Below are 13,346 nucleotides of genomic sequence, written 5' to 3'. Positions count from 1 at the left end.
ATGAATCATTACAAGCAACCAACTAATTAATTGGAAACAAAGATGATTATATGATATACGGCATTGAATTGCAAGCTTTTATTACGTGCGCATATTCACATAAAAAGTTGAGAAATATAGGTTCAGATAGACTTGCATGTGAAGCAAATATTGGGTAAGATATACGTGGGACTTAAAAAGTTATCCCGGGACATTTTAAGACCAGTTAGAGATATAGCATAGAGACAGAACTTAGAAGTGTGCGGGAGTGGAAAGCATGCGAAAGATATTAGAAATACAGAAGCAGCTTCTGCCCGACCTCATGGATGTTTTGAAAAAAAGGTACACGATCCTGCATCAGATTATGCTGTCCGAAGTTATCGGACGCAGAACACTGGCAGCTTCACTGGATATGACCGAGCGCGTACTGCGCGCTGAGACTGATCTCCTTAAAGCGCAAGGGCTAATTGAGATTGAGAGTGTGGGCATGAAGGTGAGCAAAGCAGGACTGGATCTGCTGGAACAGCTGGAGCCGATTGCGAACAACTTGTTCGGCCTGTCCCAATTGGAGGATCAGATTCGTCAAGCCTACGGTTTGAGGAAGGTGGTTGTCGTTCCAGGGGATTCGGATGCTTCACCGTTAGCGAAGCAGGAACTGGGCCGTGCTGGCGCAAAGGCGCTGCTGAGTGTTATGGATGACGAGGACGTGGTCGCTGTAACAGGTGGCACGACGATTGCAGATGTGGCGGAACAACTGGCATTACCTGCTAACGGCCCGCTTAAGGGCGGATGGTTTGTACCGGCACGCGGGGGTTTGGGAGAGAGCATGGAAATGCAGGCAAATACAATTGCCTCCACGATGGCTCGCAAGGTCGGCGCTCAATACCGTCTGCTCCATGTACCGGATTTGCTCAGCAATCATGCTTACAACTCCTTGCTTGAGGATACGAATATTCAGGATATATTAAGCCTGATTCGAGAGAGTCGTATTATCATTCACGGGATAGGCAACGCCATAGCAATGGCCCACAGACGCAAGCTTGACCCTGAAACCTTTGCCCAGATCAGCAATGAGGGTGCGGTCGCCGAATCGTTTGGTTATTATTTTAACGAAGACGGCGTCGTTGTTCACAGAATGCTGACGCTCGGACTCCGTTTGGAGGACATCAGGCGTACGGAGACGGTGTTAGGTGTGGCTGGAGGCAAGAGCAAGGCTGCTGCTATTCATGCAGTATTGCGTTTCGGACAGGAAGACATTCTTGTCACCGACGAAGGCGCTGCTGCCGAGATTGTAAGCCGTTATTTAAGAGATTGATAAGGTTTTTTAATTGTGTTGTCTTGACGGGCTTTCGGGTCTGTCTTGAATATATAAAACTAAACTAAACGAACTTTGGGAGGAACTCACTCATGACAGTTAAAGTTGGTATTAACGGTTTCGGACGTATTGGACGCCTTGCTTTCCGCCGTATTCAAGACGTAGAAGGTATTGAAGTAGTAGCAATTAACGACTTGACAGATTCCAAAATGCTGGCACATCTGTTGAAATATGATACAACACAAGGTACTTTCCAAGGACAAGTAGAAGTACATGACGGTTTCTTCAAAGTAAACGGTAAAGAAGTTAAAGTTTTGGCTAACCGTAACCCTGAAGAATTGCCTTGGGGAGACCTGGGCGTAGACATCGTTCTGGAATGCACAGGTTTCTTCACAACTAAAGAAGCTGCTGAGAAACATTTGAAAGGCGGCGCTAAAAAAGTTGTTATCTCCGCTCCAGCTACTGGCGACATGAAAACTGTCGTTTACAACGTAAACCATGAAATTCTGGACGGAACTGAAACTGTAATTTCCGGTGCTTCTTGCACAACTAACTGCTTGGCTCCTATGGCTAAAACACTGCAAGACAAATTTGGTATCGTTGAAGGCTTGATGACTACAATTCACGCTTACACTGGCGACCAAAACACTTTGGATGCTCCACATGCTAAAGGTGACTTCCGTCGTGCTCGCGCAGCAGCTGAAAACATCATTCCTAACACTACTGGTGCTGCTAAAGCAATCGGTCTGGTTATCCCTGAGCTGAAAGGTAAATTGGATGGTGCAGCTCAACGTGTTCCAGTACCAACAGGTTCCCTGACTGAGCTGGTAACAGTTCTGGAGAAAAACGTAACTGCTGAAGAAATCAACGCAGCGATGAAAGAAGCTTCCGATCCTGAAACTTACGGATACACTGAAGATCAAATCGTTTCTTCTGACATCAAAGGTCTGACTTTTGGTTCCCTGTTTGATGCAACTCAAACTAAAGTTCTGACTGTTGGCGACAAACAACTGGTTAAAACTGTAGCTTGGTACGACAACGAAATGTCCTACACTGCACAATTGATCCGTACGTTGGAATACTTCGCTAAATTGGCTAAATAAGAATTCCTTATCGAGCAACATCATAGAGCGGAAACAGGTGTTATTGTTTCCGCTCTTTATATATCAAAATGTGCCTTAAATTCCTGTTTCGTAAAATTATAAGGGTGCGGAGGAATATGGAGATGAACAAAAAGAGCGTACGTGATATAGAACTGAATGGAAAACGGGTGTTTGTTCGTGTAGATTTTAACGTTCCGGTTGAGGATGGTAAAATTACCGATGACAAGCGTATTCGCGAAACCTTGCCAACCATTAACTACCTGATTGAAAAAGGTGCAAAAGTTATTTTGGCGAGTCACTTTGGACGTCCAAAGGGTCAAGTCGTTGAATCCATGCGTCTGACTGCTGCTGGCGTGCGTTTGTCAGAACTGCTTAATAAGCCTGTTGTTAAGGTAGACGAAGCAGTTGGCGAGGCTGTTAAAGGGAAAGTGGCTGAACTGCAAAACGGCGATGTGCTATTGCTTGAAAATGTACGCTTCTACCCAGGAGAAGAGAAAAACGATCCTGAACTGGCGAAGCAATTTGCTGAACTGGCTGACATTTTCGTGAATGACGCATTTGGTGCAGCACACCGTGCTCATGCTTCCACAGAAGGTATCGCGCATTTCCTTCCGGCTGTTTCCGGCTTGCTGATGGAAAAAGAGTTGTCTGTCATTGGTAAAGCTCTGTCGAATCCAGATCGTCCTTTTACAGCCATTATTGGCGGTTCCAAAGTAAAAGACAAAATCGACGTAATCGACAACCTGCTGAACATTGCAGATAACGTAATTATTGGCGGCGGTTTGACTTATACATTCTTCAAAGCTCAAGGTCATGAAGTGGGTCAATCTTTGCTGGATGAATCCAAACTGGACGTAGCTCTTGGATTTATTGAAAAAGCGAAGAAGCTTGGCAAAAACTTCTACCTTCCTGTGGATATCGTTATTTCTGACGATTTCAGCGCTACAGCGAACACGAACATTGTGGACATCGACGGCATTCCTGCAGATTGGGAAGGCGTGGATATCGGACCGAAAACTCGTAAAATCTATGCAGATGTTATCAAAAACTCCAAATTGGTTGTTTGGAATGGACCAATGGGTGTATTTGAAATCGAGCCTTTCGCTGGCGGTACTCGTGAAGTAGCGGAAGCTTGTGCTACAACAGAAGCATACACCATCATTGGTGGCGGTGATTCTGCGGCTGCGGCTGAAAAATTCCACTTGGCTGACAAAATGGATCACATCTCCACTGGCGGCGGCGCATCCCTGGAATTCATGGAAGGCAAAGCACTTCCGGGTGTTGTTGCACTTAACGATAAATAATCAAACGCATTACGCGTAATAAAGGCTTTAGGGCACCTAATAGTTAGGAGTTGAAACCATTGAGAACACCGATTATCGCGGGTAACTGGAAGATGTTCAAAACCGTACCAGAAGCTAAAACCTTCATCGAAGAGATCAAAGGTAAAGCAGAGGTTGCAGGAGTGGAGAGCGTTATCTGTGCTCCATTTACAAATCTTCCTGCTCTGGTTGAAGCAGTAAAAGGTACATCTATTAAAATCGGCGCACAAAACCTGCACTTTGCAGAAGATGGCGCATTTACAGGTGAAATCAGCGGCGGAATGCTGAAAGATCTGGGCGTAGACTACGTTGTGATCGGACACTCCGAGCGTCGTGAGTATTTCAACGAAACAGACGAAACGGTGAACAAAAAGGTTCATGCAGCATTCCGTCATGGCCTGACACCAATCGTATGCGTAGGCGAAAAGCTGGAAGACCGTGAAGCAGGTCAAACCAAAGAAGTTGTAAAAGTGCAAACTGTAGCAGCCTTTGCTGGTCTGGCTAAAGATCAAGCGGCACAAGTTGTAGTTGCTTATGAGCCAATCTGGGCCATCGGAACAGGCAAATCCTCCACTTCGCAGGATGCGAATGAAGTGATTTCCTACATCCGTAGTCTGATTAAAGAGCTGTATGATGAAAATACAGCAAATGCTGTACGTATTCAGTACGGTGGTAGTGTAAAACCTGAAAATGTTACTGAGTACCTGGGTCAAAGCGATATCGACGGCGCGCTCGTGGGCGGTGCCAGTCTTCAACCGGCGTCGTACATCGCGCTTGTTGAGGGGGCGAAGTAAGATGACAGCACCAAAACCGGTAGCTTTAATTATTATGGACGGATTCGGACTGCGTGACACTGTGGAAGGCAATGCGGTTGCACAGGCCAATAAACCGAATTACGACCGGTATTTAAAACAGTATCCACATACTACTTTGACGGCTTCTGGTGAAGCGGTGGGTCTGCCGGAAGGACAAATGGGTAACTCCGAAGTAGGTCACTTGAACATCGGCGCAGGCCGAATCGTATATCAAGATTTGACTCGTATTTCGAAGTCCATCCGTGAAGGCGAGTTCTTCGACAATGAAACATTGGTTAAAGCCGTGCAGCATGCGAAGAAGAACAACACTAAACTTCACTTGTACGGACTTCTGTCCGACGGTGGTGTGCATAGCCATATCAGCCATCTGTTCGCTATGCTGGATCTGGCTAAAAAAGAAGGATTAACCGAAGTGTACATTCATGCTTTCATGGATGGACGTGACGTTATGCCTGATAGCGGCGTAGGCTTTATGCAACAACTGGTCGCTAAAATTCAGGAAGTGGGCATTGGCCAAATTGCAACCGTACAAGGACGCTATTATGCAATGGACCGCGACAAACGTTGGGAACGTGTTGAGAAATCTTACCGTGCAATCGTATACGGTGAAGGTCCTCAATATACCGACCCACTCGAAGCATTGAAGGAATCGTATGAAAAATCAGTGTTCGATGAATTCGTGGAGCCAACTGTTATTGTGAAGGCTGATGGAAGCCCTGTAGGGCTGGTTGAAAGCAATGACTCTGTCGTATTCCTGAATTTCCGTCCTGACCGTGCGATTCAATTGTCTCAAGTATTTACCAATGAAGATTTCCGTGGTTTTGACCGTGGGCCACAATGGCCTAAAAATCTGCACTTTGTTTGCCTGACCTTGTTCAGTGAAACGGTTGGAGGCTTTGTTGCCTATGAACCGAAAAACCTGGACAACACGTTTGGCGAAGTGCTGGTACAAAACAACAAAAAGCAATTGCGTATTGCTGAGACAGAAAAGTATCCGCACGTTACTTTCTTTTTCAGTGGCGGACGCGATGTGGAGCTTCCTGGCGAAACTCGTATTTTGATCAACTCGCCTAAAGTGGCTACATATGATCTGCAGCCTGAAATGAGTGCGTATGAAGTAGCGGATGCTGCTGTTAAGGAAATCGAAGCCGACAAGCATGATGCGATTATCCTGAACTTTGCCAATCCGGATATGGTTGGACACTCCGGTATGCTGGAACCAACAATTAAGGCAGTAGAGACGACGGATGAATGTGTTGGACGTGTTGTAGATGCAGTTAAAGCCAAAGGCGGCGTGGTAATTATCATCGCTGACCATGGTAACGCGGATATGGAAATTGATGAGCAGGGACGTCCGTTCACAGCTCACACAACGAATCCGGTTCCGTTCATTTTGACTGACGAAAATATCGTTCTACGTGAGCATGGAATTCTGGCTGACGTAGCTCCAACGCTTCTGGATTTGATGCAACTTCCGCAACCTGCGGAAATGACAGGAAAATCTATGATTGCATCCCGCAAGTAAGCTTGATTTAATAAGTATAGGCTTGACCAATAAATTATGAATTACAAAGGAGATTAAGTACAAATGACTATTATTTCTGACGTGTACGCTCGCGAAGTCCTCGACTCCCGTGGTAACCCTACGGTTGAAGTTGAAGTATATCTGGAATCCGGTGCGATTGGTCGCGCTATCGTTCCTTCTGGTGCATCCACAGGCGCTCACGAAGCTGTAGAGCTTCGCGATAACGACAAATCCCGTTACCTGGGTAAAGGTGTTCTGCAAGCAGTTAAAAACGTGAACGAAATTATTGCTCCTGAAGTAATCGGCTTGGATGCTGTGAACCAAGTAGAAATTGATACACTGATGATCAAATTGGATGGTACTCCAAACAAAGGTAAACTGGGTGCAAATGCAATTCTGGCTGTATCCATGGCTGTCGCTCGCGCTGCTGCTGAAGCTCTGGGCTTGCCACTGTACACTTACCTGGGTGGATTCAACGCTAAACAATTGCCAGTACCAATGATGAACATCGTTAACGGTGGTGCTCATGCCGACAACAACGTTGACGTACAAGAATTCATGGTTCTGCCTGTAGGCGCTCCTACATTTAAAGAAGCTCTGCGTGTTGGCGCAGAAATCTTCCACAACCTGAAATCTGTACTGAATTCCAAAGGCTTGAACACAGCTGTTGGTGATGAAGGTGGTTTTGCTCCTAACTTCAAATCCAACGAAGAAGCTCTGTCCACTATTATCGAAGCAATCGAAAAAGCTGGTTACAAACCAGGTGTTGACGTATTCCTCGGTATGGACGTTGCCTCCACTGAGTTCTTCAAAGATGGCAAATACACTTTGGAAGGCGAAGGCAAATCCTTCACTTCTGCTGAGTTCGTTGACCTGCTTGCTTCTTGGGTTGATAAATACCCAATCATCACTATTGAAGATGGTTGCTCCGAAGATGACTGGGAAGGTTGGAAATTGCTCACTGAAAAACTGGGCAACAAAATCCAATTGGTTGGTGACGACCTGTTCGTAACTAACACTGAGCGTCTGGCTAAAGGTATCGATGAAAACATCGGTAACTCTATCCTGATCAAAGTAAACCAAATCGGTACGCTGACTGAAACATTCGATGCTATCGAATTGGCTAAACGCGCAGGATACACAGCTGTAATCTCTCACCGTTCCGGTGAATCCGAAGACAGCACAATCGCTGATATCGCTGTTGCAACAAATGCAGGCCAAATCAAAACTGGTGCTCCTTCCCGTACTGACCGTATTGCGAAGTACAACCAATTGCTCCGCATTGAGGATCAACTGGGCGAACTGGCTCAATACCACGGCCTGAAATCTTTCTACAACCTGAAAAAATAATATTGCGAAAAATGCTGACAGCGTCTTAGAACGATGGTTTATGATCACGAAGTCTGACGCTCGAAGCTTTTACGCATGAATTAAACAGACCTGCTCGCTATATGCAAGCAGGTCTGTTTTTTGTTATGAATAATGTATCTATTATCTACAGAAGCTTAATGGCTAAGTGTCTTACTGTAGCTGTTGTTATCTACTGGAAGCTGTGGTAGAATAAAAATAGTGTTTTGCGTTAATTTCCGGCTATTTAAAGCATGATATGTGCATGTTTTCATAAAAGAGGCTGTGTTGTTTTGCAAAACAGATGTATAAGCTCAGGAGGTGGGATTTTTCATGGAAATCTTTTTGAAAGTGCTGCTCGTTGTGTTCTCGATTGCTGTTATTGCGGTTGTTTTATTGCAAAAGGGGAAAAGCGCAGGTTTGTCCGGTGCCATCTCTGGCGGTGCTGAGCATCTGTTCGGCAAGACCAAAGCTCGCGGTATGGATTTGATTTTACAACGCGTAACTGCTGTTTTGGGTGCATGTTTTATGATCGTTTCCGTTTTGGTTGCATTTTTCGCAAAATAAGATAAGTATATACCTTAAGCCTTCGTTTCATGGGAAACGGGGGCTTTTTTGGATTTTGGACAGGCAGGGATGCCGTCGATTAAATTCGTGTATACTAGGGTATGAGTATATTAAGAGCCTTGTATCAGGAACAAGGAACATGCGGATTTATTACTGAAAACTAAAGGTCACCCGAGGTGGACAAAATTATGATAACAGAGCAACAACTACTTGATTTCATGCGCGAGACCGCATATAAACCTATGACATACCAGGAGCTGGAGCAACATTTTGACATTAAGGATGCAGAAGAGTTTCGTGAATTCCTTAAGCTCTTGAACGCATTGGAGGAAGACGGGAAAATTCTGCTGACCCGCACAAACCGTTATGGTGTTCCAGAACGGATGGATTTGCAGCGCGGGCGTTTGCAGGCCCATGCCAAGGGCTTTGCTTTTTTGATTCCAGAGGACCGGGAGCACCCGGATGTGTACATTCATGCTAACGACTTAAAGAGCGCAATGAATGGAGATACGGTACTGGTAAGAGTGACGTCAAAGGGACCTGCGGGTGGCCGATTAGAAGGCGAAGTTGTGCGAATCGTTAAGCGCGCAGTGCTTCAGGTAGTCGGTGTGTTTCAGAACCACGAAGCATATGGTTTTGTTTTGCCTGATGATAAACGTATTAATCGGGACATTTTCATTCCTAAGGACAGCTTCAACGGAGCTGTGAACGGGCAAAAGGTCGTCGTGCGTATTGTGAGCTATCCGGAAGGACGTGCAGCGGCAGAAGGCGAAGTGCTGGAGGTGCTGGGTCATAAGGATGATCCGGGCGTCGACATATTGTCCGTTATTCGCAAGCATCAGCTCCCGGAAGCCTTTCCGGATGAAGTGATGGCGGAAGCGGATCAGGCTCCTGATGCGATTACGGAAGAAGAGATCATACGTCAAGGACGGCGTGATTTGCGCGATAAAATCATTGTTACCATTGACGGTGAGGATGCCAAAGACCTCGATGATGCGGTTAATGTAGAGCGCTTGCCGAACGGAAACTACCGTCTGGGCGTTCATATTGCTGACGTAGGGTATTATGTGCGTGAGAATTCCAAGCTGGATCAGGAGGCATATAACCGCGGTTGTAGTGTGTATTTGGTTGACCGCGTCATTCCGATGCTTCCACATCGACTTTCAAACGGAATATGTTCATTGAATCCTCAGGTGGATCGACTGACTTTATCCTGTGAGATGGAATTCAATGAGCATATGAAGGTCGTAAAGCATGATATTTTCACCAGCGTGATTAAAACAAAGGAACGGATGACCTACACGAACGTTCGCAAAATCCTCGAAGAGGAAGATGCAGAACTGATGGAACGCTACAAGGACCTGGTTAATGTATTCCGTACGATGAAGGATTTGGCGTTGAAGCTGCGTGCAAATCGGATGCGCCGGGGTGCGGTTGATTTTGATTTTGATGAGGCCAAAGTGATTGTGAATGACGAAGGCAAAGCTGTCGATATTGTGAAAAGGGATCGTACGATAGCCGAACAAATTATTGAAGAGTTCATGCTGGCGGCCAATGAAACGGTAGCCGAACATTTTCACTGGCTTAAGGTACCGTTCTTGTACCGAATTCATGAGGACCCCGATCCAGAGAAGCTGCAAAATTTTATGGCTTTCGCAGCTAATTTTGGTCATCAGATCAAAGGTCGAGGAAATTCCATTCATCCGCGTGCACTGCAAACATTGTTGGAAGACATTCAGGGTACGAAGGAGCAAACGGTGCTTAGCACGATGATGCTGCGTTCGATGAAGCAGGCCAAGTATGATGCGGAGTCAACAGGACATTTTGGACTGGCCGCGGAGTATTACTCTCATTTTACATCACCGATTCGTCGTTACCCTGACTTGGTAATTCACCGTGTTATTCGTGAGGTGTTGGAGAATGGCGGGGCTTTGACAGATGAGCGTCAGGAATACTTGACTGCACGCATGCCAGACATTGCTCAGCAATCCTCCGAGCGTGAACGTGTGGCTGTGGATGCAGAGCGCGACACAGAGCAAATGAAAAAGGCTGAATACATGCTGGACAAGGTTGGCGAGGAGTTTGAGGGGATCATCAGCAGTGTAACCAGCTTTGGGATGTTCATTGAGCTAGACAACACTGTCGAGGGTCTGACGCGTCTGAGTGCACTTACAGACGACTATTATCATTTTGACGAGCAGCATATGGCGTTAATCGGAGAACGCACCTCTAAGGTGTTCCGCATTGGGGATGAGGTTAAGGTTCGCGTCGCACGTGTGAATATGGAAGATTACACAATTGACTTTGAACTCGTCGATATGAAGCAACGGCAACGCCGTGAACGGACGGGTGGATCGGGCCAGGGCGGAGATTTTGCACGTGGCGAGGGCCGCGGTAAAGGCAGGGGCCGAGAAGGACGTGACCGCAAGGGCGGCAAGGACAAGGCTGGTAGAGAGCGTAAAGGCGGTCGTGAGGCGGCTGGAAAGCCTAAAGAGGGCGGTAACGGAGGCATCAGCACCGCAGGGCGTTCAGGGCGCGGCAGTGCTAACGGAGCAGGAGCTGGTTCAGCTAGCAGCTTCGGCTTTGGCAGTGGCAAGGGCGGGTATAACTCGCCAGCAACGGGTGCAAGCAAGCGACGGAAGAAGACGTCTGCCAGCGGGATCTTCATTGGTGATGCAGCTACCCCAGGTAATGATGCCAAATCAGGCGGTGAAGGCGCAGCACGTCGCAAGCGGAAAAAAAAGGGCGCTAACGGTGGAAATAGCACCGCTGGGTTTGTACGGAAAAAGAAAAAGTAGGTTGAACCAACTTACTTTTTTAGGAGACTAGAGCTTCTCAAGAGCAGTAGATCATGCTAAATGAGGCTTAGGTATATGAGCGGTTTCTGTCTGTAGCAATGGATAGAAGCCGCTTGATTTTAGTGTGCTATTGGGGTAATTAGAAATGTAGAAGCCTTGACTTTTCTTGCTTTTACCATCCGAAATTTGTTACAATATATTTCTAGGGTAGCTCATTGTAGCGAGATTTCTAGATTGAATTAAGTTATGTATAAGGAGTGGTATTCATGGGTAAGAAGGCAGACGGGAAAGTGCTCGCCCAGAACAAAAAAGCTTCCCATGACTATTTTATTGAAGACACCTACGAGGCGGGCATGGTGTTAACGGGAACAGAGATTAAGTCTCTGCGGAATGGTCGCTCTAATATAAGCGATGCTTTTGCTACGATCCGTAATGGCGAAATTCATATTCACAATATGCATATCAGCCCTTTTGAACAAGGTAATCGTAACAATCCGACTGATCCGACGCGTACGCGTAAGTTGCTGCTGCATAAAGAGCAGATTCGTAAGCTTATTGGTCTCTCGAAACAGGAAGGCTACACCATCGTGCCGCTCAAAATTTATGTTCGCAACGGTTATGCCAAACTGCTACTTGGACTGGGTAGAGGTAAAAAGCAGTATGATAAGCGCGAAACAGCTGCCAAACGTGATGCACAGCGTGATATCCAACGTGCACTAAGAGAGAAGCAAAAAATTGCAAGATAAGCAGTCTGCTTACTCTGTATGGTACAAATTACGTGGATAAGTTACTTGTTCCTGTAATGGTGCTATTTTATCGAGCCTTAATGGCTTCATTCCGTTTCGTTATGACATGTAATATGTTATACTAACGAAGTAGTAATTTTTCAATGCATCTTGATTTAACTTGTTTGGAGTGTTGAATCTTAGGATTTGGCTTTTGATATTATGCACTTATGCTCCGGTGTTTCCGGATTTATCCGTGGAGCCCTTTTATAATAAGGGGGCGTTTATGGATTCGACGGGGATAGTTCGAGCATGGGTAGCGGGTAGTGGGGACGCGTCCACTTCATCAACGCTAAAGCCTATTAAACGGCAAACAACAAAACAACTACGCTTTCGCAGCTTAATAACCTGTGAGCGTGCTCCTCTCCTGCATCGCCCATGTGCCGGATGTAGGGGCTAACCTATAGTGGGATACGCTGTCACATCTCCGCCTGGGGTGTGCTGAAGAAGACAATCAGGCTGACCCAACGTATAGCCGGTTACGGGGCGATACTCGGGTGACATCAAAACTGTGACTACACCCGTAGAAGCTTATGTGTCGTTATCTTCGGACAGGGGTTCGACTCCCCTCGCCTCCATCGATCAAATCCACAACTTGTAGCTTAAAGATGACTTCTACGTGTTCTTTGTAGACGATCACCTTTTCTACATAGCTGCCGATGAACTTCTTGATCTCAGGAAGATTCCGGCTGGTGATGTGGTCCTGAAAGACAGAAAGCAGCTATCACAGATTATCTTCTGTAATGGCTGCTTTTTTTAATAGTTTTTTTCTATTGCATTTTACACCTAAAACTTATATTACAATACAGTTCGAAATATAAATATAAATTACTCTAAAAATACAGAGATAATATAACTTTTAACCATAAAATAAGTATAACAATTTCAAAGGGAATAAAATCAGGTTACTGACATCCCAGTAGCCTGATTTTTAGATATAATATTTTGGACGATAATACCAATTTATAAATTCGTAAAATGGAGGGGAAATCTTGCGTATAGTTGATACAAAAGAATTTGATAAAAAAATGATAACCGATTTTTTTATTTGTAATTGGGGAACTCCTCAAATGGTGATTTCTAGCGGGATCTATCAATGTGATGAGTTAGATGGATTTGCTATCGTAGATCATACAGAAAAGATTATGGGATTAGTCACTTATGTTATAAGCGATAATGAATGTGAAATCATTTCTTTAGATAGCAAAGATGAAAATAAGGGAATTGGTACTGCGTTATTGAATCAGGTAGAAGCAGTATCAAAAAAGAGCGGATGTTGCAAAATAAAATTAGTAACAACTAATGATAACTTACATGCTTTTTTATTTTATCAAAAAAAAGGTTATCAAATTGCGAAAATATTTCCAAACTCTGTTGAAAAGGCAAGGATCGTAAAACCTGGAATACCAAAAGTAGCGGATAATGGTATTCCGATTCGTGATGAAATTCTATTTGAGAAAAGCATATTATGAATATTATAAGGACAATTTGAATTACTTAAAATTATTTTGTGTAGTATTCTTGAATTAGAGATGGTACGGACTTCACGTTGAATGATGCTTTCGTCGGTACCGTCTTTTTTTGGTTGGAAGAGCTGCCTTCTCATTTAATTGCATTAGTTTCACTTCATATCCGTCGCCACTTCCCCGCTCATAGAGCGGATTTTTGCTCTTTAATAAGTTCGATTGCGGACCAAGTAACTCCAACTCTACAAACCTCGATTATCCAAACCGCTTAATAAAATTAATTGTATTACGGAAGATGCCCTTCAAATTAATAACACCTACTTT

At 45.0% G+C, this 13,346-nt stretch carries 10 protein-coding genes and 1 other RNA gene; all 11 read left to right on the top strand.

The features are described from left to right. Positions 1 to 256 precede the first annotated feature (256 nt). The 11 genes from HFE01_RS16630 to HFE01_RS16580 all read left to right on the top strand — a co-directional run bounded on the left by HFE01_RS16630 (position 257) and on the right by HFE01_RS16580 (position 13,028). The gene (locus tag HFE01_RS16630) at positions 257 to 1,294 is read left to right on the top strand and encodes a sugar-binding transcriptional regulator (protein WP_017427871.1); all 1,038 of its coding nucleotides are present in this window, start codon (positions 257 to 259) and stop codon (positions 1,292 to 1,294) included. A 92-nt stretch (positions 1,295 to 1,386) separates the two neighbouring features. Next, positions 1,387 to 2,397: a type I glyceraldehyde-3-phosphate dehydrogenase gene (gene gap, locus HFE01_RS16625; RefSeq protein WP_017427870.1), complete on the top strand. Its 1,011-nt coding sequence runs from the start codon at positions 1,387 to 1,389 to the stop codon at positions 2,395 to 2,397. A gap of 122 nt (positions 2,398 to 2,519) precedes the next feature. After that, positions 2,520 to 3,701, top strand: a complete 1,182-nt coding sequence (locus HFE01_RS16620) for a phosphoglycerate kinase (RefSeq protein WP_107734406.1) — start codon at positions 2,520 to 2,522, stop codon at positions 3,699 to 3,701. Between the two features lie 59 nt (positions 3,702 to 3,760). Beyond that, the gene (gene tpiA / locus HFE01_RS16615; RefSeq protein WP_013308264.1) at positions 3,761 to 4,513 is read left to right on the top strand and encodes a triose-phosphate isomerase; all 753 of its coding nucleotides are present in this window, start codon (positions 3,761 to 3,763) and stop codon (positions 4,511 to 4,513) included. A gap of 1 nt (position 4,514) precedes the next feature. Continuing rightward, positions 4,515 to 6,059, top strand: a complete 1,545-nt coding sequence (gene gpmI / locus HFE01_RS16610; protein WP_016820126.1) for a 2,3-bisphosphoglycerate-independent phosphoglycerate mutase — start codon at positions 4,515 to 4,517, stop codon at positions 6,057 to 6,059. 63 nt (positions 6,060 to 6,122) lie between these two features. Continuing rightward, the gene (gene eno, locus HFE01_RS16605) at positions 6,123 to 7,409 is read left to right on the top strand and encodes a phosphopyruvate hydratase (protein WP_013368821.1); all 1,287 of its coding nucleotides are present in this window, start codon (positions 6,123 to 6,125) and stop codon (positions 7,407 to 7,409) included. Between the two features lie 330 nt (positions 7,410 to 7,739). Next, positions 7,740 to 7,973, top strand: a complete 234-nt coding sequence (gene secG / locus HFE01_RS16600) for a preprotein translocase subunit SecG (protein WP_013368823.1) — start codon at positions 7,740 to 7,742, stop codon at positions 7,971 to 7,973. Between the two features lie 188 nt (positions 7,974 to 8,161). After that, the gene (gene rnr, locus HFE01_RS16595) at positions 8,162 to 10,771 is read left to right on the top strand and encodes a ribonuclease R (RefSeq protein ID WP_107734407.1); all 2,610 of its coding nucleotides are present in this window, start codon (positions 8,162 to 8,164) and stop codon (positions 10,769 to 10,771) included. Between the two features lie 266 nt (positions 10,772 to 11,037). Beyond that, positions 11,038 to 11,517, top strand: coding sequence for an SsrA-binding protein SmpB (gene smpB / locus HFE01_RS16590; RefSeq protein ID WP_007428162.1), 480 nt, complete (start codon positions 11,038 to 11,040; stop codon positions 11,515 to 11,517). 255 nt (positions 11,518 to 11,772) lie between these two features. Continuing rightward, positions 11,773 to 12,137: a transfer-messenger RNA gene (gene ssrA, locus HFE01_RS16585) on the top strand. Between the two features lie 447 nt (positions 12,138 to 12,584). Further along, the gene (locus HFE01_RS16580; protein WP_174821129.1) at positions 12,585 to 13,028 is read left to right on the top strand and encodes a GNAT family N-acetyltransferase; all 444 of its coding nucleotides are present in this window, start codon (positions 12,585 to 12,587) and stop codon (positions 13,026 to 13,028) included. Positions 13,029 to 13,346: the final 318 nt, after the last annotated feature.

It is taken from the genome of Paenibacillus sp. EKM10P (assembly GCF_011800655.1).
Taxonomy (GTDB): domain Bacteria; phylum Bacillota; class Bacilli; order Paenibacillales; family Paenibacillaceae; genus Paenibacillus; species Paenibacillus polymyxa.
This window is presented reverse-complemented; position numbering and strand designations above follow the sequence as displayed.